Consider the following 21364-nt stretch of genomic DNA (forward strand, 5'->3'; position numbering starts at 1 on the left):
CTGTATAAATTATTTTTAGCCCACTAAAATATTCGAATGTATAAATTTCTTTTTGCTATTCTTTTCTCGGTTTTGGCTACTACGGCTTTCGCCCAGATATCCAATGGGCCGAGGCCTACGCTTACAAAATCGATACCGGCTGATAGTTTAAGTTATCTTAATCCTAAAGATTATATTATAGGTGGCATTTCTGTTAGTGGCGCAAAATATCTTGATAAAGACATCCTTATCCAGTTATCTAAATTAACCAAAGGCGATCGTATCAACCTGCCGGGCGAGCGTAATGCCGAGGTAATTAAAACCTTATATCAACAAGGCTTATTTGATGATGTTCAGTTAAACATCACCAAAATTAACATGGATACTATTTACCTGGAGATTGCTGTGTTGGAGCGCCCGCGTTTATCACGCATGCATTTAACAGGCATCCGCAAAGGTGAGATTGAAGATGTTCAAAAGAAACTGAACGACCGTGTGGGTAAAATCGTAAACGAAAACCTTATCAGCACAACTACGGCTATCATTAAAAAGCATTTTAACGAAAAAGGTTTCTTAAACACCACTGTTACCATTACCCAGCGTAAAGATCAGGGCGATGTTAACAGCGTTATATTAGATGTTGCTATTGATAAAAAGACCAAGGTTAAAATTAACGATGTTATTTTTGAAGGCAACAAGGCATTTAAAACAGGTACGCTGCGCGGATTTTTAAGTAAAACCCGTAAACGTAAATGGTATAACCTGTTTGGTTCAAAGAAATTTAAGCAGGATAAATACGAAGAGGATAAACAAAACCTGGTTGAAAAAATGCAGGCCAGGGGTTACCGTGATGCCGAAATTCTGAGTGATTCTGTTTGGAAGCATGACGATGAAACCGTAAACGTAAAACTTAAAGTATACGAAGGCCCTAAATATTACTTTGGTAATGTTAAGTTTTCGGGTAATGCCAAGTATACAAGCGATCTGTTAAACAGGATCCTTCACGTTAAAAAAGGCGATGTGTTTAGCGAAGACGAACTGAACAAGCGTTTAAGCGGTCCAACTCCGGGCAATGACGACGTTTCGTCTTTATATCTTAATGACGGTTATTTAACCTTCAATGCCGATCCGGTACAAACAAGGGTATATAATGACACTGTAGATGTTGACGTAAGGATTTATGAAGGCCCTCAGTACACCATTAACCGCGTTATGTTAAAAGGTAACGATGTTACCAACGATAAAGTGGTAATGCGTGAGATCCAGACCAAACCGGGTCAAAAATTCAATAAAGAATTGCTGATCCGCAGTGCGCGTGAAATTGGTCAGTTAGGTAACTTTGATGAGCAAAAAACCGAACCTAAACCAACCAACATCAATCCGCAGGATGGTACTGTTGATTTGGTTTACAACGTAGTTGAAAAACCTTCAGACCAGATCGAACTTTCGGGTGGTTTTGGTGGTGGCCAGCTGGTAGGTACCTTGGGCTTAACCTTTAATAACTTCTCTATCCGTAATATCTTCCACCTTAAAGCTTACAAGCCGCTGCCAAAAGGCGATGGCCAGAAACTGAGCTTAAGGGGGCAATCAAGCGGTCGTACTTATCAAAACTTCTCATTCACTTTCTCTGAGCCATGGTTAGGTGGTAAAAAGCCAATCTACTTTGCGTTATCAGCCTATACACAGGGAAGTTCAACCGGTCAGTACTATCCAAAATCAAGCCCTTACTACAACAACCTGCGTATTAACGGTGTGGGTGTTACTTTGGGTAAACGCTTAAAATGGCCTGATAACTATTTCCAGTTAAACTACTCGCTTAACTTTGACCACTATAGTCTTGATAACTATACGGGCTACCTGTTTACCAATGGTACCTCTTATAACATCAAGTTAACCCAGGAATTGACCCGTAACTCGATAGATGCGCCTATTTTCCCAACACAGGGTTCAAATATCAAGCTTACTATCCAGGCTACGCCGCCTTACTCATTATTTAATGACATCAACTATAAAATTGCAACTCCTGAGCAGCGTTACCATTTTGTTGAGTATTATAAATTTAAATATGATGCACAATGGTTCTCGAAACTGGTAGGTAAATTTGTATTGATGTCGCAGGTAAGGTTTGGTTTCCTTGGTCAGTACAACCACGAAGTGGGCCCATCACCATTTGAACGTTTTAAATTGGGTGGTGATGGTATGCAGAGCTACCAGTTTTTACAGGGTAGTGAGATCATCGGTTTACGTGGTTATCAAAACTTCTCAATTGTACCGGAAGGTTCAAACGAAAACCAGAACACCAATACCGGTAGTGCAATCTACAATAAATACACACTGGAGCTTCGTCACCCGATTATTGCAAGTCAGTCGGCAACAATCTTCTTGTTAGCTTTTGCTGAAGGTGGTAATGCATGGAACCAGTTTAGCCAGTTCAATCCGTTTAACGTAAGACGTTCGGTGGGTGTGGGCGCAAGGATATTTTTACCTATATTTGGCTTACTTGGGTTAGATTATGGTTATGGCTTTGATAAAATACCGGGACAACCGGATGCAAATAAAGGTCAGTTCCATTTTACAATTTCTCAGAGTTTATCCGGCGGATTTAATTAATTTGCGTACCGAATATATGAAGAAGATAATTTTAGTAGCCTTTTTAACGTTAACTGCTTTTGCAAGTGCTTATGCACAACGTTTTGCTTATGTTGATTCGGAGTATATATTAAAGCACATGCCTGAGTACGCTTCATCGCAAAAGCAGCTGGCTGCGTTATCTGATCAGTGGCAAAAAGAGGTTGATGGCCGTTTTCAGGAAATTGACCGTCTGTACAAAGCCTATCAGGCCGACCAGGTGTTGATGACCCCTGACATGAAAAAACGCCGGGAGGCCGAAATTGTAGAAAAAGAAAAGGCGGCGAAAGATTTTCAACGCCAGAAGTTTGGTCCGGATGGTGAGCTTTCGCAAAGAAGCACAGCGCTGATTAAACCAATTCAGGATAGGGTGTCTAAAGCTGTACAAGCAGTAGCCGAGGGCGATAACCTGGATATGATTTTTGATAAAAACAGCGAGGTAATCATGTTATATGCCAGTCCGCGATATGACAAAAGTGCGGATGTAATAACAAGGTTAGGACTAAAACCCGGGGTATTTGCTAAATAATTTGAATTAAAATAAATCGAACTATTATTTAAACACAGAAAAAGGAAAATGAAAAAACTATTTAAAGTTGCCTTGGTTGCAGTAGGTTTATTATTTGCGGGCAGCTTTGCAAATGCTCAGACTAAAATCGGCCACATTAACTTCAATCAGCTGATTGATTTGATGCCCGAAACCAAAACTGTGACAGCGTCTATCCAGGCTTACCAAAAAACATTCATTGATCAATTGACCACTATGAACAATGAGTATCAAACCAAAGGTCAGGACTACCAATCAAAAAGGGCAACCATGACTGATGCTGTACGTGCCGTTAAAGAAAGCGAATTGCAGGATATTCAAAAACGTATGAATGATTACCAAAATAATGCCCAGCAACAAGTTGATGCTAAAAGGCAGGAATTAGGTAAACCACTTATCGATAAAGCTACCCAGGCTGTACAGGCTGTGGCTAAAGAAAAAGGCTATGCTTACGTATTAGATTCATCACAGATCACCTTATTGGTATCACCAGATGCTGATGACCTGATGGCTGCAGTGAAATTGAAATTAGGTTTGAAATAAGAATAAAAAAGAACATAGAAAAAGCGCCCTGATAAAACGGGACGCTTTTTTTATGTTTACCAGGCAAATTACCTAATGTTATTTTAGCCGGAAAAAGATAGCCACCGATGTTCCTGTTCATTGCGGACTATTGCCGGAGGAGTTCATAAAGTAATTTGACGATACACGTTACACAAACAAAACAGATAATTATTATCCATTATTAAACGCAGGACACAAAACAAAATGAAAAAACTATTTAAAGTCGCCTTAGTTGCAGCAGGTATGTTGTTCGTGGGTAGTTTCGCTAAAGCGCAAACAAAAATAGGTTATGTTAATTTTAGCCAGGTTATTGATCAGATGCCTGAAACTAAAACTGTTTCAACAACATTACAGGCCTATCAAAAAACTTTCATTGATCAGTTAACTACTATGAACAATGAATTGCAAACTAAAGGTGCTGATTTGGATAAAAATGCATCTACAATGACAGATGCGGTACGTCAGGCAAAAACTTCTGAATTGCAGGATATCCAAAAACGCATGAACGATTATCAAAATAACGCTCAGCAACAGGTTGATGCTAAAAAACAAGAATTGGGCAAACCAATTATTGATAAAGTATCGGCTGCTGTACAGGCAGTAGCTAAGGAAAAAGGCTACGCTTACGTACTGGATTCATCACAGGTTAGCATGATCGTATCTCCTGCCGGCGACGATTTGATGGCTGCTGTAAAATTGAAATTAGGTTTAAAATAAAATCACCTTTAAGTAAATTATATAAAGGCGTTCCGTATATACGGGACGCTTTTTTTATGTTTGTATATGTCAAATCAACCCATTGGTATTTTTGATTCGGGCTTTGGCGGGCTAACCGTGTTTCGTTCTATCATTGAGCAACTGCCCGACTATGATTATATTTATATGGGCGATAACGCCCGTGCACCTTACGGCAACCGCTCATTCAGTACCATACACCAGTATACCTGGGAGTGCGTGCAATGGATGTTTGATCAGGGTTGCCCGCTGGTGATCCTGGCGTGCAATACGGCATCGGCCAAAGCCCTGCGCACTATCCAGCAACAGGACCTTAAAAATATAGCTGATCCTACCAAAAGGGTATTAGGTGTAATTCGCCCAACGGCTGAGATCATTGGCAATTATACCAAGACCAAAGAAATTGGAGTGCTTGGTACAAAGGGAACAGTACAATCGGGATCATACCTTTTGGAGATCAATAATTTCTTCCCTGATATTAAAGTATATCAGCAAGCCTGCCCGCTTTGGGTCCCATTAATTGAAAACGGCGAATACGATAAGCCCGGTGCTGATTTCTTTGTACAATTGTACCTTGACCAGATCATGGCGCAGTCGCCCAATATTGATACCATATTGTTAGCCTGTACGCATTATCCCATCATCCAGGAAAAAATAAAAGCACACTTGCCCGAAGGCATTAATGTAGTAGGGCAGGGCGATATCGTAGCCAAAAGCCTGGTTGATTATTTAAACCGCCACCCCGAAATTGAACAAAAGATAAGCCGCAACGGCGAAAATAAGTTTTATACCACAACCGATGACACTGCCGATTTTGATCATCATGCATCCTTGTTTTTCTCGGCCCCGGTAAAATCAACATTCATATCAGCCAATGATTTGGTGAAGTGTTAGTTCCAAGTCGTCATTGCGAGTAGCCATCAGGCGGCCTGAAAAAAACGTGATGACGTATAGCGTATATTTTAGCGATGGTGTGCGGGGGGGCGCGTTAGTGATAGGAGCGGATACCGGCCTTGTGGCTAATGCCTGTGCTGTATGAGCGTATAGCACGGGCCGCAGGCAACGCCCATGTTATAAAATTGATTTTGAAAATATATCTAATAATCAATAACTTACAACGATCATGTCAGTATAAGGAACGAAGCAATCGCGAACTGTACAGGGTGAATTTGCATAGCCGCTCTGTAATTTGGGGATTGCTTCGTTCCTCCTTTTCCTGGCGCAAGTCTTGTGGGCTGGGCTAAAGGGAGGTTGACTTGTGTCTTTCAATCTCTAACACAGGTGGGACTTAAGTTAAAAACTTAAGTCATGACCAACCACGGGTTACGCTGCGCTAAACCCGCGGCAGATATCTTATTTAACCAACCACTCACCTATACAATCAACCAATCCCCAATAAGTCCTATCAACTTAATATATAATTTAATCATTCTAAATAACTCAACATTTAGTAAGTTTGCACCCTTAAGCAAATATTCCTGTTGAACTATTATTTTACATATTTTATTGCGGCAATTGGCTTGTTCAGTTTTTCGGCCTTTTTCGCTTTATTCGGTGTATATGCCGAGCGTAAAATATCAGCATTTATACAGGACAGGCTTGGCCCTACAGAAACCGGTAAATACGGTACGCTGCAAACATTGGCCGATATTTTAAAGATGCTTCAGAAAGAGCTGATCATCCCCGCAGCAGCAGATAAATGGTTGTTTATGCTGGCCCCGGCGGTAATATTCATAGCCGTATATCTTGGTTTTGCCGCATTGCCCTGGGCACCGGGACTTATCCCTTCAAAAACAAATATTGGTCTTTACTATATTTTCGCTATTATCTCTATCGAGACATTGGGGATCCTGATGGCAGGATGGGGATCAAATAATAAGTATTCGATATTGGGCGCCATGCGCTCGGCAGCCCAAATTATTTCGTATGAGATTCCTGCAGGGTTCGCCATTATATCCGTGGTGATGATTGCCCAAACACTGGATTTGCAGGTGATCTCTGCCCAACAGGGCATTTTGGCGACTGAAAAGATAAAATTTGCCGGCTTTTGGGATGTATCTCAAATAGGTGGATTATTTAGCTGGAATGTATTCCGTGCGCCACATTTATTGATCGCATTCGTGATCTATTTTATAGCTTCACTGGCCGAAAGTAACCGTGCGCCTTTTGATATCCCGGAAGCGGAATCCGAACTGGTAGCCGGCTTTCATACCGAGTTTACAGGGATCCGCTTTGCACTGGTATTTTTGGCGGAGTATTCGATGATGTTTCTGGTATCCATGATCGCGGTAATATTATTTTTAGGCGCCTGGAATACACCATTGCCAAATATAGCAGGTTTTAAACTTGCAACATGGACAACCGGTGTAGCCTGGGGAATACTATGGGTTGTATTAAAAACACTGGCGCTGGTAGCCGTACAAATGTGGATCAGATGGACATTGCCCCGTTTACGGGTTGACCAGCTGATGAACCTTTGCTGGAAAGTATTAACCCCGCTGGCTTTTGCCTGCATGTTGATATCTGGTGTGTGGAGGTTGTGGTTAATGTGATTTTTAATTTCGGATGTCGGATGTTCGATTTCGGATTTAGAAAAATTGAGATTTGTAATTAATTAAATAATAAAAAACAGGAATTAGCGGTAGCAAAGGAAACATCCTGAGCCTCGTAAAATCCTAAAAATCATGGTTCAGAAAGTAATAAAAGCGTTTACAACTGCATGGAAAGGTTTAAGTCTTACCATACGCCACCTTTTTGTGGGTAACACAAAAAGGGAGGTTGCGCCTGTAAGTGCTACAAATTACTTTAAACAACTTGAGCATGGTACCAATACCATCCAATATCCTAAACAGCAGTTGCCGGTACCTGAAGTGGGCCGCTATCAGTTGGATGTGGAAATGGATGATTGTATCGTGTGTGATCTGTGCGCTAAGGTCTGCCCGGTTAATTGCATCGATATTGAATCGATCAAGGCTACGGAAGCTATCGGCCAAACATCCGACGGTACTACCAAACGCTTGTACGCTGCCAAGTTTGATATTGATATGGCCAAGTGTATGTACTGCGGCCTGTGCACTATCGTGTGCCCAACCGAATGCATCACCATGACCAACCAGTATGATAAAACCGTTTTTCAGTTGAGCGACCTGGTTTACCAGTTTTCGGATATGACGCCCGAAGATGCGGCCGAAAAGCGTGCGCTTTTTGATAAGCAACAGGCCGAAAAGCAGGCTGCCAAATTAGCCGCCATGAAACAAAAGGAGGGTGGGGCATGACCTTAGTCCGCTTGCTGTTTTATGTAATGAGTTTTATTGCCATTGCTTCGGCTTTGTATGCCGCTTTAAGTAAAAACCTGGTCAGGAGTATTTTTATATTTTTCGTGACTTTGTTTGCATTAGCAGGCATATATGTAATTGCTCTTGCCGATTTTGTGGCGGTAACACAGGTGGTGATTTACGTGGGCGGGATTCTGGTGCTCATCCTTTTTGCTTTCATGCTTTCCGGCCGCGAAACCTTGAATGTAATTCAACGTCAGAAAGGGAAATTCATTAATATGGCTAAAGTACCGGCTGTTGTATTGGCTGTACTGTTTTTAGCGGTGATTGTGAATATTATCCTTAAGGCTGATGTCGATAACCTGCCATGGGTAAAGCAGGCTATCGCACAAAAAAATGAAATAACGCCTACCAACTCCACCATCGAAAATATCGGCATTAATTTAATGACCACTTACCTGCTGCCTTTCGAGGCTATTTCTGTTTTACTGCTGATGGCTTTGGTGGGTGCAGCGCATTTATCGCGGAAGGAGGGCAGGACATGATCACGCTAACCGATTTTTTACTGGTAGGAGCATTGCTGTTTTGTACCGGTATGCACATGATTGTCTCTAAACGTAATTCTATCCAGGTGTTGATCGGTATCGAATTAATGCTGAATGCTGCCATTTTAAATCTTGTGGCTTTTGGTAAATATGATAAGTTAAACAACGGGGGGCAAGTATTTGCCCTGTTTGCCATTGTGCTGGCGGCGGCCACAACGGCCGTAGCACTGGCTATTATCCTGAATGTTTACCGGCGGTATAAAACCATTGATCCGGATGAGATTAAAAATTTGAGGGATTAATTTGAAATGAATATGAAAACGATTCTCCTCATTATATCTGTTTTACTGCCCCTTGGGAGATTATCCGCCTACACGAATATGGGTGAGGTTGCTTCAGTTACTACAGCTGGTACAAAATATAAAGCCGAACTGCTTTATATTTTGGATGAAAAGAAAATTAAAGCTGCTGCTTTTCGTACAATAGACCCTAAAAGCATCTTACAGGTCAACGTGATGAAACCAGGGGCTGGAATAAAAAAATATGGTCCTCAGGCAAAAAACGGAGTCATCATAGTTGTTACCAAGAAATTTGCTGTTAAAGCTTATCAACAAAGATTAAGTGCGTTGTTAGATGAATACAAAAAGTATCTTAAAGAACATTACAATGATGATAAACTTTCATTTGTAATAAATGGGGTGGCATACAGGTCTTCATCCTTTGAACGCACTGGAAAACTTTATAACATGTTTTCAGATGACGCCGTATATCTCAACTCAGAGTTAAGCTTTACCACTGGACTCGACGGCATTTTATCTTCAGTAATTATCGATAGTAAAACCAATTGAGTAGCTCATTACCATATACCGATATCATCATCAGCTATGCTATTTTAGCTGTTGCTTCGCCGCTGCTAGCCGCGTTGATCAACTTTTGCCTGCCGGTAAAAAGTAAAGCAGCAGGTTGGATCTCAACGTTGGCTATTTTGGCGGGTTGCGTATCGTCTGCTATGGTGTTTGCTGCAGTTTGGGATCAGCAACCTCAGCATGTCCAAACCTTGTGGTTTACTATTGGTACTACCAAAGTTTTTGCGGGCATCTTGCTTAATAACCTTTCGGTAATGATGTTGCTGCTGGTATCGCTGATTGCCCTGCCGGTGCATATCTATTCTACGGCATATATGAAGCATGACGACAGGTACAGTCGCTATTTTACCTACCTTAGCTTCTTTTGTTTCAGCATGCTGGGATTGGTTGTGGTAGATAGCCTGGTGTTGTTCTATGCTTTGTGGGAGCTGGTAGGTTTTTCATCATACCTGCTTATCGGTTTTTGGTTCACCCGGGATAAGGCCGTACAGGCCAATAAAAAAGCCTTTATCATGAACCGCATTGGTGATATAGGATTGCTAAGTGCTATCATTATCCTATTTGCAAAGTTCCATACATTTGATATTGCCACACTTTTTATAAATGATAACCTGGTATTTAAATCGGTTATTCACGATGGGTTGTGGATCTCTGCTTCGGGCCAAATTCCGGCTGTATGGCAGTATGTTGCCTGTATTGGCGTGTTTATGGCTGTGGCTGCTAAATCGGCACAGTTCCCATTACATACCTGGCTACCGGATGCGATGGAAGGGCCTACTTCGGTCTCCGCATTGATTCACGCTGCTACAATGGTGGCTGCCGGGGTGTTTTTACTGGGCAGGGTTTACCCGCTGTTTACCGATAGTGAGTTGACCGTTTTGGCTGTTATTGGTTGTTTTACCGCGTTTATGGCGGCTACCATAGCGCTAACGCAGAACGATCTGAAACGCGTTCTGGCTTATTCAACCATATCGCAACTGGGGTACATGATCCTGGCTATGGGAGTGGGAGCTTATGGTTCGTCTTTATTCCATTTGGCTACGCACGCTTTCTTTAAATGTTTGCTGTTTTTGGTAGCCGGTGTAGTGATCCATGAAATGCAGCATATAAAGGAGGAGAATGACCTGGACATCGATCCGCAAAATATCCAGTACATGGGTGGCCTGCGTAAAAAACTGCCGCTAACGTTTATTGCCGCAGTTGTTGGGTCGCTGGCGCTTATTGGCATTCCGCTTACATCGGGCTATCTATCAAAAGACGGGATCCTGATCCAGGCTTTTGAATGGAGCGAGGGCAGAAGCGCATGGCTTAAACTGATTCCCGCATGTGCGTTATTTACCAGCTGGCTTACGGCTTTTTATGTATCAAGGCTGATAGTAAAAGTATTTTTTGGTGAGTTTCGATTATTGAAGAGCAATCCTGATGTCAAACTTCACATCAGCGATGGGGGATGGCAATACCGTGTTCCGTTGATATTACTGGCGGTTTGCAGCTTATTCCCGTTATTTTCGCTTAATCCGTTCTTTTACGAAAAAGCATGGCTGTTCGAGAGCTTGAAGCCTGCCGAGTTCATGGCCCGCGAAAATATTTATCATACCATTATCCCAATTGGGGTGAACATATTAAGCGTATTTGTGATGTACGCTGCCTATGCCATCTACGTAAAACAAAATACATTCTCATTCCTCCAAACGGGCTTCTTTTACCGCTTATCTTATAACCAATGGTATTTGGATAAGATATATAGAAAAGCGATTGTAAAGCCTATACTTGGTTTGGGTAAAACCTGCTTTTGGTTTGACAGGAACGTGATAGATGGTTTGATCCACTTAATTGAACGTACAAGCCGGATGGTTGCAAGCTTAACAGCCTGGAGCGATAAACACATTGTCGACGGATTTTTACATTTGATGGCTGCATTGGTACAAAGTATTGGCAATTTTGCACGTAAATTTCAAAACGGAAAGGTGCAGTATTACCTGTATAGTATGCTGCTCATTGTGTTGGTAATCTTTATTTTAAAAATACTGATCTGAATTTAATGAACCTGTTAACCCTACTTATATTTATACCGGTACTGTTTGCGTTGGTGATCGTGCTGCTACCATCATCGCAGCGGGGTAGTTTTAAGTATATTACGCTGCTGGCTACACTTTTGCAGTTAGGAATCAGCATATATATTTATCTTAATTTCAAAACAGGGACGGCTTCGGCGGGGGTCAATCATGAAGAGCAGTTTCAATTTGTACAAAAACTGCCGTGGATAGGTCTTAACCTGGGCAGCATGGGTAAGCTGCAGATAGATTATTTTGTAGGGATAGACGGCATTTCGGTAACACTGCTGGTAATGTCGGCACTGGTAATGGTGGTAGCTACGCTGGCCTCCTGGGAAATCAAGAGTAATCTTAAGGGCTTTTTCCTGTTATTCCTGCTGTTGGATATGGCCGTGATGGGCGTATTTTGCGCGCTGGATTTCTTCTTGTTTTACCTGTTTTATGAGCTGATGTTACTGCCGCTTTATTTCCTGATTGGGATGTGGGGTGGCGTGCGCCGGGAGTATGCAGCTATCAAGTTTTTCCTGTATACACTGTTTGGTTCGGTATTTATGTTACTGGTGATGGTTGGTTTATACCTGTCAGTAAACGACCCTGCAACCGGCAGTCATACTTTCAATATTATCCAGATGATGAACCCGGCTAATTATACTTCGGGTTCGGTATTTTCTGTGGCGGCACATCAAACCATATTAGGGATGCCGGCACGTACGGTTGGCTTTGTGGTATTGTTTATTGCATTCGCTATTAAAGTGCCGGTCGTGCCTTTACATACCTGGCTACCCGATGCACACGTTGAAGCACCTACACCGGTATCTATCATACTTGCAGGTGTGCTGCTTAAAATTGGTGGCTACGGTATTATCCGGATCTGCCTCGGGATTTTTCCGGAGATTGCCTCGTCCGGCGCTTTCTGGCTTGGTTTGATTGGTGTTATATCGATATTATACGGGGCATGCAACGCACTGGCCCAGCGCGATCTAAAACGGATGATCGCTTATTCATCGGTATCGCACATGGGCTTTGTGTTGCTGGGTATAGCTTCGCAAACTGCCGAAGGTGTAAGCGGAGCGGTCATGCAGATGGTGAGCCACGGCTTTTTATCATCAATGCTGTTCTTTTTGGTGGGTGTGGTTTATAACCGCGTACACGACAGGGATATCTACCATTTCCGCGGATTAGGTACCCAGATGCCTCAATATACGGCCTTTGTGATGGTGGCTTTTTTTGCGTCCCTGGGCTTGCCGGGCTTTTCGGCATTTGTGGCCGAAGCATTTACACTGGCCGGTACATTTAAATCGCCAACGGTTAACGGCTTGCTGCCATACTGGATGGCCGTTTGCGGTTCGGTAGGGATCTTATTAGGTGCCACCTATTTCCTGTGGACGCTACAGCGCATGTTCTTCGGAAAAGTATCACTTAAAGGCGGCGAGGTTTGGAAAATAGCGCTTACCGATGTAAGCACCCGCGAAAAGCTTGCATTGATACCGCTTGCCCTCGCAGCCCTTGCTTTAGGTTTGATGCCATCATTGGTGTTTGGAAAAATCAATGATTCGGTATTGGCATTGATACAGTTTTTACAGGCTAAATAAAAAAATAGTGTTTCAACATAAATTCATTTATGGAAAAGTGCATGCCCCTGCATCTTTTATTTACGCTGCCCCCGGCAATCCGGGCCTAAGCGAAATAACAGATGGTATGTATTTAACCGAAGAAATTATGTTTAAAAAATTATCTATCGCCGCAGCATTATTTTTAATCGCTGCAGCAACAAGGGCCGATGAAGGTCAGAAAGTAGCCTCAAAAGTTCAAAAAGTAACTGTGTTTTTAAACGGGGCACAGGTTAACCGCACCGCGTTGGTGAATATCAGTCCCGGCACTTCAACGCTGATATTTGAAAACCTGTCGCCGGGCATTGATGTACAGAGTATCCAGGTAAATGCCGGCGGGGATTTTACCATTCTTTCGGTTAACCACGAGCTTGATTTTGCCGATAATGATATCAGGCAAAAAAATATACAGACGATAGAAGCAAAAGCAAAGCAGGTAAGGAATAAGATTGCGTTGCAAAACAATATGCTCTCCATATACCAGGAAGAAACTAATACCTTAGCAAAAAATCCAATAAGCAACGGTACCAATGTTGCTTTGGATCCGGTTAAGCTGAAACAGACACTCGATTTTCAGACTGCCCGTTTAAACGAGATCAAAAAAAACCAGCAGGTGGTTAATGACCAAATTGACCTGCTTAACGACGAACTGCAAGGTTATGACAAGCAAATTGCCGAAATTAACAGGGCTGGTGTTAAAACAACCAGTAATGTTTTGGTAACGGTGTCATCAAAAGCAGCATTGCAGGCAAATTTTACCTTGAGCTATCTGGTACGTAATGCAAGCTGGTTTCCAACATATGACATTCGTGCTAAAAATGTAAACAGCCCTATAACTATTGTTTACAAAGCCAATGTATCGCAAAAAACAGGGGAGGACTGGAAAAGCGCTAAGCTTACCTTATCAACAGGCAACCCGACAGTAAATGGTGCCAAGCCCGAGCTTACACCTGCCTATCTTAACTTCGGCATGTATTATTCAGGTACAGCTGCTTCTATAACAAAAGTGATGGGCAGAGTAGTAAGCAGTGATGATGGCCAGGCCTTGCCGGGTGTTGCCATTCGCGTAAAAGGAACATCAATAGGAGCGGTAAGTGATGCCGGCGGTAACTACAGTATCCAGTTACCCAACGCCAATGCGGTGCTTACCTATAGTTTTATTGGATATGAAACATTAGAAAGGCAGGCCAACGCACCGCTGATTAATGTGGCGCTTAACCCATCTTCACGACAGCTTAGTGAAGTTGTTGTGATTGGATATGGCTCTTCATCAGAATACAGAAGTGAGCGTACAGGAGCTGTTTCTGCAATAAGGCCGAAAGCTTTGATTAACACAATTCCTATCGAAGTAAAAAAAGAAGAGAACCAAACCAATATTGAGTTTAATATCGCCAATCCTTATACTGTACCAAGCGATGGCAAGCAGTATGCGGTTGAAATAAGCCAGTATAACATTGATGCTACCTACCAGTATTATGTAGCGCCTAAACTGAGTACTGATGTGTTCCTTACGGCCCAGCTTACCAATTGGAATAAGTATAGTTTCCTCTCTGGCGAGGCTAACCTGTTTTTTGAAGGTACATACATTGGCAAATCGCTTATTAATACCGATGCTACTACCGATACGCTGAACCTATCGTTAGGCACAGATAAAAATATTGTTGTTACCCGTACGCTGGAGAAAGGTTTGGCTATGCGTCAATCATCGGGTTCAAACCAAAAAGAAACCCGTAACTGGCTTATCGACGTAAAAAACAGGAAAAGCCAATCGGTTAATTTATTGGTTGAAGACCAGGTGCCGGTTTCACAAAATAAAGACATCGAAGTAGAGGCGCAGGAAACGTCAGGCGCAAAACCTGATGCAACAACAGGCAAGGTTTCATGGAATTTCATGTTAAATTCGCTGGATGAAAAGAAGGTGAAATTAAAATACCAGGTTAAATACCCTAAAAGTCAATCAGTAATAGTACAATAAAATATAAATGCACGATCTGCTCCCCCATATATCAGCTCAGTTAACCAATGTTTTTGGCAGCATACCCTATTTCATGCCCGAAATTTATTTAATCGCGCTGTTTTTGGTAGTACTGATAACCGACCTGATATTTGGGCGCAGATCTGTAAAGCTTTGTAAAATAATAGCCTGCACCGGCTTGCTGCTTGTTCTGTTTAAAGATCTGCAGCAGGTGGCCCTGATCCTTGATGGCGACCACGTTATTTTCGGTAGTATGCTGCTGCTCAGGCGCTCGGCAGTATTCTTTAAGATCATTATCGATATACTCTCATTTGTCCTGTTGTTGAATTTTACCTGGGATGATAAGCTGAAAGCCCACCCTAAGGGAGTATCTGATCTCTACACTATATCTATTGCGTCTGTTTTAGGATTACATTTAATGGCCATGGCTATTAATTTGTTGTCGGTTTACCTTGCCATCGAAATGGTATCCGTAGCATCATACCTGATGGTGGCTTATCGCTCAGAAACTGCTTTAAGCACCGAGGCCGGTTTAAAGTACGTACTGTTTGGCGCGGCATCGTCGGCTGTTATGTTATATGGTATTTCGTTACTGTATGGTTTTAGCGGCTCGCTCGATCTGTTGAATATCGTAGCACAGCTGCCAAATGTGAACCCGGTAAGTGTATCCTTTGCCTTAATGCTGGTGCTGATAGGCATAGGCTTTAAGCTATCATTTATACCTATGCATTTTTGGGTGCCGGATGTTTACCAGGGCGCGCCCACACCCGTTACTGCATACCTTTCAACTGTACCTAAAATAGCTGCATTTGCATTATTAGTAAATGTAATGCCCCTGTTCCTTTTTTCGGTAGACTGGAAGGGAGTTGATTTTGGGATGGTTTTATCGGCCATCGGTATTATTACGATGATAGCCGGCAATTTTGCAGCTGTTTTGCAAAGCAATGTGAAAAGAATGCTGGCTTATTCAAGCATTGGCCATACGGGTTTTGCCTTAATGGCGGTAGTTACCTTCAATGTACAGGGTTTATCGTCACTTACCTATTATCTTGCGGTGTATGCTTTGGCAAATATCGGTGCTTTGGCACTTGCATCGTACTTTAATAACGTGGTTGATGCCGAAGATGTAGAAAACTATAAAGGTTTGGGTTTAAAATACCCCGCGGCTTCGGTTTGTTTTGTGATTATCCTCATTTCTCTTACCGGGATTCCGGTAACCGCCGGTTTTACCGGTAAATTGTTTGTCTTTTCGGCCGTTTATAGCGCATATGAGCAAACTCACAGCATTTGGCTGCTGGCTTTGATGATAACCGGCGCTTTAACCACTGTTGTATCGTTATTTTATTACCTTAAAATTCCTTTGTATTTATTTCTGAAAAGAACAGAAAATGCTGAAGTTGCCAGTGAAAGGTCATATAATTTGCTTGTTTTAGCTATTGTTATTAGTTTTCTGCTTGTTTTATTAGGGATTTTCCCAAATTCTATCCTGAAATATCTTTAGTTGCTGTTTTTTTTAACAAAAGTGAATTAGTTTCTTTTGTTTTTAGAAAAAACACTAACTTTCATGCCGATTTAAAACATATTTTTTCTGCATACATGAAGAGGTATTTCCCTTTTTTCCTGATCTTAGTTATACTTTCCCTTACTTTCATCTTTCCGTCGGTTGATTTTAAGGATTCCGGTCATCCCAATTTTAATACTGGTGATATTGCCTGGATGTTGATGTCGACGGCGCTGGTTTTGATCATGACCCCTGGTCTTGCATTTTTTTACGGTGGTATGGTTAACAAAAAGAACGTAATCTCAACCATGCTGCAAAGTATTGTTTGTATGGTGATCATTACGGTAATGTGGGGTATTTTCGGTTTCAGCTTAGCTTTTGGCGATAGTTTCCACGGGCTTATCGGTAATCCGTCAACTTATTTTATGATGAAAGGCATGCTGGGTAATGCAACCTGGAAGGCTGCTCCAACTATTCCGCTATTGTTATTTGCTATGTACCAGTTAAAGTTTGCCATTATTACCCCGGCACTTATCACCGGTGCATTTGCCGAGCGGATCCGATTTAACTCGTATATCATATTCCTGGTACTGTTCTCGATATTCATATTCTCACCGCTGGCGCATTGCACCTGGCATCCTGATGGTATATTAGCCAAATTTGGTGTGCTTGATTTTGCCGGTGGTACGGTAGTGCATATGTCTGCCGGATGGGCTGCATTGGCTTCTGCCTTATATTTAAAACGTCGTAACGAGGCTAACCATGCACCTGCACGTATCACTTATGTGATGATAGGTACCGGTTTGCTATGGTTTGGCTGGTTCGGTTTCAATGCCGGCTCGGCTTTTGGTGCTAATCCTTTGGCTGTTACTGCTTTGGCTACCAGTACAACAGCTTCTGCAGCTGCGGGTGTTACCTGGATCTTTTTTGATATGCTGCTTGGCCGTAAACCATCTGCAATGGGTACCTGTATCGGTGCTGTTGTAGGTTTGGTGGCTATTACGCCCGCTGCAGGCTTCGTATCGGTGCCGCACTCGCTGGCTATTGGTATCATATCGGCAGTGGTAAGTAACCTGGTTGTTGAATGGCGTACCCGCACTTCAATTGATGATACGCTGGATGTGTTCCCTTGCCACGGCGTTGGCGGTATGGTGGGGATGCTTTTAACCGGTGTGTTTGCCAGCCAGCACGTAAATGCTAACAATACAACCGGTAACGGTTTGTTCTTCGGCGAAACCCACCTGTTTATTGTACAATTGGTGGCATTAATCTGCGTATCTATATTCGCGTTCTTCGGTTCGTTACTGCTGTTGAAGATCACCGACATGATCTCGCCATTAAGGGTATCGGCCGAAGAAGAAGAGCAAGGCCTTGACCTTAGCCAACACGGCGAAAAACTATAACAATACTTTCAAACCAATCAATTAACCTAAGAAATTTCTGGCCCAAAAGGCCGGATTTTTTGTTTTAAGAACAAAATACTTTATTGTCTTAGCTCAAGTTTTGTGGGATGGAATAAGCGTTGGATAACTTGGGCTGCGGAGTCACAAGTCAGCCCGGCAAAAGCCTCTACTCAAGACTTGCGCCAAAAAAAGTGATGCGGTATAAAAGAAATGTCATTGCGAGCGCAGCGTGGCAATCGCATACTATACAGAGCGGCTATGCCTCCGTGCAATTGCCTTGTACCTTATAATGACGTGATTGTAAGTTGTTTATTATTAAATATATTTTTAAAATCGATTTTATAACATGGGCGTTGCCTGCGGCCCTGGCTTTCCGTTACAAGTCCTCGCCTTTCCTGTCCTCACTCCCTACACACACTGTGGGCTTTACACTGCAATCCCCAACGCGGCCTCCGCACAATATCCCTAAAATATATTTTGCACGTCATTACGATTTTTTCCAGGGGGCTTTCTGGTGGTTACTCGACATGGTTTTAAGTTAAATTAAAAAAATAAACCCCTCTTTGCAAAGCAAAGAGGGGCAACACGCGTAGCGACGTTGGGTGGATTACTTTAATCAGCAAATTCGGCAACCAAATTGTTTACCGGGTCGTCCACCCGTTTGATATGGATGTTATTAACCGGCTTTACTACCAGTGGGATCTTTTCAACGCGTGTTTCGCTGGTGTCTAAGCCAAAAGCTTTAGCTTCAGACTGGGCCAATTTTTTGATGGCAAAATAACTGTTCAGGATAAAACCTTCGGATACACTGAACAGGTTATTGTATGACAGGAATTTTTCCATGATCACAAACCTGAAATCGGCAGCCATTTTATATTGTTTTAATGATGGATAATTGCTGGTGATATCAATCTCTCCACGCTCAACCATGTCCTCAACCACTTTGCGGAACAATACGTTTACCCGCGGCTGGATCCTGAAGCCCAAACGGAACTCCACGCGGATAACTTTGCCCGGCTCAATCTGGTCAACACTGTATTCCATGGTGTAAGGCTCATCTGTACGTTCAATATGTACAAACCAATAAGTGTCGGCTCGTTTTGGCCTGCGGCTCATGATAGAGTAAATGATCTTCTCTTCTATTTGTTTACTGTTATTGGCCTTGGTTAAATAAATAAGATGGGTTGCATATTTATTTACTGTTGTATCGTTACTCAGTGCATTCAGCAACGGAAGCTTTTCTTTGATATCGGTAAAATTAAGGAAACGGTTATTTATTTTACGTGCCTTAAACCAGGTGTACATGGTAAAGATCAATCCAACTTCAAATCCTACAAAGAATAAACGTTTTAATATTTTAACTGCGTTAGCTACAAAAAAGGAGAACTCCACAGTTACAAATACGCATAGGATAATGGTAACCAGCCATACCGGCCAATGCTTTACATAACGCATAAAGTAATACATTAAAATGGTGGTACTGAGCATGGCAATAGTAATACTAAAGCCGTAAGCAGCAGTCATAGCGCTTGAGGTACGGAAATACAACGACACCAGGATACAGCCAATGCATAGCATCCAGTTAATGCTCGGGATATAGATTTGTCCGCGAATGTTTGACGGATATTTAATGGTAATCCGCGGCCAGAAGTTCATGCTTACCGCCTCGCTGATGAGCGTAAAAGAACCGCTGATCAATGCCTGGCTGGCAATAATGGTAGCCATTGTGGCCAATGCAACTGCCGGTAGTAAGAAAGCATGGGGCACAATTTCAAAGAAAGGGTTAACACCGGTAAAATCTTTGCCAGGCGCTTGTGACAGCACCCATGCACCCTGCCCGAGATAGTTTAATATCAGGGTTGTTTTTACAAAGATCCAGCTTACCTGGATATTACGCCTGCCGCAGTGGCCCAAATCAGAGTATAAAGCTTCGGCGCCTGTTGTACACAAAAACACCGCGCCCAGCAGCCAGAAACCTTTAGGATGATCCATCAGTAAGCGGGCTCCATAGTATGGGTTAAGGGCTTTAAAAATGGATGGAAAGTGTGCAACCTGCATAGTGCCCAATATGCCTAACATGATAAACCACATCAACATCACCGGTCCGAATGCCGAGCCAACCACCTTGGTGCCAAACTGCTGAAAAAAGAACAGCAATAAAATAATGGTAATTACAATAATGAGGATGAGGTTATTACCGGGCACTATCACCGTTGAAAATGCCGGTACCAAATTTAAGCCTTCAATGGCAGAGGTTACGGAAATGGGCGGCGTAATGATACCATCGGCCAATAGAGTGCCTGCACCTATAATTGCAGGAATGGCCAACCATTTGCCATAGCGCCTAACCAGTGCGTAGAGCGAAAAAATGCCGCCTTCGCCTTTGTTATCGGCCTGCAGTGTAATAACAATGTATTTGAAAGTGGTTTGGAGGGTTAATGTCCAAAAGATACAGGAAATGGAACCTAATACCAGCGCTGGGTTTACTTTACCACCTTCAACCAGTAAAGTTTGAAAAACGTAAAGGGGAGACGTACCGATATCGCCAAAAATAATGCCGAGGGTAACGATTAAACCTGCAAAAGTGAGTTGCTTGACGTGCGAATTCATGAATTGTATAAATTGTTAGGGGAAAAAGAAGAAGTGATACCTGCTGCGGAAATGGAATTTATGGTCCATTTTATAACTTTTGCCGCTGCGGCGATAAACAATGTCATTTTAAATTGTATTTGTACTATGAACCCGCATGGCCAATAAGCGTGCCAGTGGAATTTATTTTTATTTAGATGTTTGTTTTACAGTTGCTTATCAAAATGAGAATGATTTTCTCATTTTGAGTAAAAGCTATCAAAATGATAGCTTTTATCATTTTGAGAATAATCCGGGAGTGGTGTTTTTATCGTGATATTGCAGATATTTGGGTATGGATCTATTCAATAACGATCAACTTAACTTGTTTGGCGGGTCGAAAAACTTGTTGCCTTTTGATGGCGAGGTGTTATTATACCCGCACTTTTTTAAACAAGATGTATTTGAGCAATTGGTGAATGAAGTTCCATGGAAGCAGGATAAAATGAAGATCTATGGTAAGGAAATAAATTTCCCCCGGCTTACGGCCTGGTATGGCGAAAGCGATGAAGTGTACGTGTACTCCGGAGTAGTGAACGTTCCGGTTAAGTTTAGTCCGCTGCTTGGCGGCATTAAGCAGGCGGCAGAGCAGCAATGCGGGCACCGGTTCAATACTGCTTTGATCAATTATTATCGCAATGGCAACGACAGCATGGGCTGGCACAGCGATGATGAAACCGAGCTTGGAGGCAATCCGGTTATTGCCTCAGTATCATTCGGTGCTTCGCGAATTTTTCAGTTTAAACATAAGCAGCAAAAAAATGCCAAAGTTTCTATCAACCTCAATAATGGCGATCTGCTAATCATGCAGGGGGAAACACAACATCACTGGCTTCACCAGGTGCCCAAAACAGGCAGGATACAAGGGGCGAGGATTAATATTACGTTTAGGTATATAGGACAAGGTTTTTTGTATTTACGGTAGTGCACTGGTCGAAGTTTAACGAGAGCGTAACTTCGATCCAAAATCAGTTAATCTTTCAGTTTAACTTCACGTTGTTGGTGTTGCCATCATAGGTGTTGGGGAGATTTAAAAAGCAGGGGATTGTGCGAT

At 42.4% G+C, this 21364-nt stretch carries 17 protein-coding genes; 16 read left to right on the plus strand and 1 reads right to left on the minus strand.

Annotated elements, in window-relative coordinates; all coding sequences use genetic code 11:
* Positions 1-36: 36 nt before the first annotated feature.
* From bamA to AC59JO_RS11865, 15 genes are all read left to right on the plus strand, one after another.
* Complete coding sequence (bamA, locus tag AC59JO_RS11795; RefSeq protein ID WP_413666391.1) at positions 37-2589, plus strand: outer membrane protein assembly factor BamA; 2553 nt, start codon at positions 37-39, stop codon at positions 2587-2589.
* A gap of 16 nt (positions 2590-2605) precedes the next feature.
* A complete protein-coding gene (locus tag AC59JO_RS11800; RefSeq protein WP_497305490.1) occupies positions 2606-3136 on the plus strand; it encodes an OmpH/Skp family outer membrane protein in 531 nt (176 codons plus the stop codon).
* Positions 3137-3184: 48 nt separating this feature from the next.
* Positions 3185-3697, plus strand: a complete 513-nt coding sequence (locus AC59JO_RS11805) for an OmpH/Skp family outer membrane protein (RefSeq protein WP_413666392.1) — start codon at positions 3185-3187, stop codon at positions 3695-3697.
* 225 nt (positions 3698-3922) lie between these two features.
* A complete protein-coding gene (locus tag AC59JO_RS11810) occupies positions 3923-4435 on the plus strand; it encodes an OmpH/Skp family outer membrane protein (RefSeq protein WP_413666393.1) in 513 nt (170 codons plus the stop codon).
* Between the two features lie 66 nt (positions 4436-4501).
* Positions 4502-5347, plus strand: a complete 846-nt coding sequence (gene murI, locus AC59JO_RS11815) for a glutamate racemase (RefSeq protein ID WP_497305492.1) — start codon at positions 4502-4504, stop codon at positions 5345-5347.
* Positions 5348-5934: 587 nt separating this feature from the next.
* Positions 5935-7005 (plus strand): NADH-quinone oxidoreductase subunit NuoH, encoded by a 1071-nt coding sequence (gene nuoH / locus AC59JO_RS11820; protein WP_413666395.1) that lies wholly within the window; start codon positions 5935-5937, stop codon positions 7003-7005.
* A gap of 132 nt (positions 7006-7137) precedes the next feature.
* Positions 7138-7728: a 4Fe-4S binding protein gene (locus AC59JO_RS11825; RefSeq protein WP_497305494.1), complete on the plus strand. Its 591-nt coding sequence runs from the start codon at positions 7138-7140 to the stop codon at positions 7726-7728.
* Entirely contained in the window at positions 7725-8273 is a 549-nt protein-coding gene (locus AC59JO_RS11830; RefSeq protein WP_497305496.1) for an NADH-quinone oxidoreductase subunit J family protein, read from the plus strand. The genes AC59JO_RS11825 and AC59JO_RS11830 overlap by 4 nt, the downstream gene beginning before the upstream one ends.
* Positions 8270-8575 carry an NADH-quinone oxidoreductase subunit NuoK gene (nuoK, locus tag AC59JO_RS11835; protein WP_497305498.1) on the plus strand — a complete coding sequence of 102 codons (306 nt, stop codon included), beginning with the start codon at positions 8270-8272 and terminating at the stop codon, positions 8573-8575. Before AC59JO_RS11830 ends, nuoK begins: the two co-directional genes overlap by 4 nt.
* Positions 8576-8587: 12 nt before the next feature.
* Entirely contained in the window at positions 8588-9121 is a 534-nt protein-coding gene (locus AC59JO_RS11840; RefSeq protein ID WP_413666397.1) for a hypothetical protein, read from the plus strand.
* Positions 9118-11175 (plus strand): NADH-quinone oxidoreductase subunit L, encoded by a 2058-nt coding sequence (nuoL, locus tag AC59JO_RS11845; protein ID WP_497305500.1) that lies wholly within the window; start codon positions 9118-9120, stop codon positions 11173-11175. Before AC59JO_RS11840 ends, nuoL begins: the two co-directional genes overlap by 4 nt.
* A gap of 5 nt (positions 11176-11180) precedes the next feature.
* Positions 11181-12785: a complex I subunit 4 family protein gene (locus AC59JO_RS11850; protein WP_497305502.1), complete on the plus strand. Its 1605-nt coding sequence runs from the start codon at positions 11181-11183 to the stop codon at positions 12783-12785.
* A gap of 7 nt (positions 12786-12792) precedes the next feature.
* Entirely contained in the window at positions 12793-14778 is a 1986-nt protein-coding gene (locus AC59JO_RS11855) for a DUF4139 domain-containing protein (RefSeq protein ID WP_497305504.1), read from the plus strand.
* Positions 14779-14785: 7 nt separating this feature from the next.
* Positions 14786-16279 carry an NADH-quinone oxidoreductase subunit N gene (locus tag AC59JO_RS11860; RefSeq protein ID WP_497305506.1) on the plus strand — a complete coding sequence of 498 codons (1494 nt, stop codon included), beginning with the start codon at positions 14786-14788 and terminating at the stop codon, positions 16277-16279.
* Positions 16280-16374: 95 nt separating this feature from the next.
* Positions 16375-17682 (plus strand): ammonium transporter, encoded by a 1308-nt coding sequence (locus tag AC59JO_RS11865; RefSeq protein WP_413666402.1) that lies wholly within the window; start codon positions 16375-16377, stop codon positions 17680-17682.
* Between the two features lie 612 nt (positions 17683-18294).
* Here AC59JO_RS11865 and AC59JO_RS11870 read toward each other — a convergent pair.
* Positions 18295-20292: a KUP/HAK/KT family potassium transporter gene (locus AC59JO_RS11870; protein WP_413666403.1), complete on the minus strand. Its 1998-nt coding sequence runs from the start codon at positions 20290-20292 to the stop codon at positions 18295-18297.
* Between the two features lie 313 nt (positions 20293-20605).
* On the opposite strand from AC59JO_RS11870, the gene AC59JO_RS11875 reads away from it, so the two are divergent.
* Positions 20606-21235 carry an alpha-ketoglutarate-dependent dioxygenase AlkB family protein gene (locus AC59JO_RS11875; RefSeq protein ID WP_413666404.1) on the plus strand — a complete coding sequence of 210 codons (630 nt, stop codon included), beginning with the start codon at positions 20606-20608 and terminating at the stop codon, positions 21233-21235.
* Positions 21236-21364 lie beyond the last annotated feature (129 nt).

The sequence above is a fragment of the Mucilaginibacter sp. A5337 genome (genome assembly GCF_059690695.1).

Excerpts from the sequence above, each read along its gene's own strand:
- AC59JO_RS11800 (WP_497305490.1), top strand. The coding sequence starts at position 2,606 with ATGAAGAAGATAATTTTAGTAGCCTTTTTAACGTTAACTGCTTTTGCA.
- AC59JO_RS11870 (WP_413666403.1), bottom strand. The coding sequence starts at position 20,292 with ATGAATTCGCACGTCAAGCAACTCACTTTTGCAGGTTTAATCGTTACC.
- AC59JO_RS11840 (WP_413666397.1), top strand. The coding sequence starts at position 8,588 with ATGAAAACGATTCTCCTCATTATATCTGTTTTACTGCCCCTTGGGAGA.
- AC59JO_RS11875 (WP_413666404.1), top strand. The coding sequence starts at position 20,606 with ATGGATCTATTCAATAACGATCAACTTAACTTGTTTGGCGGGTCGAAA.
- murI (WP_497305492.1), top strand. The coding sequence starts at position 4,502 with ATGTCAAATCAACCCATTGGTATTTTTGATTCGGGCTTTGGCGGGCTA.
- AC59JO_RS11860 (WP_497305506.1), top strand. The coding sequence starts at position 14,786 with ATGCACGATCTGCTCCCCCATATATCAGCTCAGTTAACCAATGTTTTT.
- AC59JO_RS11825 (WP_497305494.1), top strand. The coding sequence starts at position 7,138 with ATGGTTCAGAAAGTAATAAAAGCGTTTACAACTGCATGGAAAGGTTTA.
- nuoK (WP_497305498.1), top strand. The coding sequence starts at position 8,270 with ATGATCACGCTAACCGATTTTTTACTGGTAGGAGCATTGCTGTTTTGT.
- AC59JO_RS11830 (WP_497305496.1), top strand. The coding sequence starts at position 7,725 with ATGACCTTAGTCCGCTTGCTGTTTTATGTAATGAGTTTTATTGCCATT.
- AC59JO_RS11850 (WP_497305502.1), top strand. The coding sequence starts at position 11,181 with ATGAACCTGTTAACCCTACTTATATTTATACCGGTACTGTTTGCGTTG.
- AC59JO_RS11865 (WP_413666402.1), top strand. The coding sequence starts at position 16,375 with ATGAAGAGGTATTTCCCTTTTTTCCTGATCTTAGTTATACTTTCCCTT.
- AC59JO_RS11810 (WP_413666393.1), top strand. The coding sequence starts at position 3,923 with ATGAAAAAACTATTTAAAGTCGCCTTAGTTGCAGCAGGTATGTTGTTC.
- bamA (WP_413666391.1), top strand. The coding sequence starts at position 37 with ATGTATAAATTTCTTTTTGCTATTCTTTTCTCGGTTTTGGCTACTACG.
- AC59JO_RS11805 (WP_413666392.1), top strand. The coding sequence starts at position 3,185 with ATGAAAAAACTATTTAAAGTTGCCTTGGTTGCAGTAGGTTTATTATTT.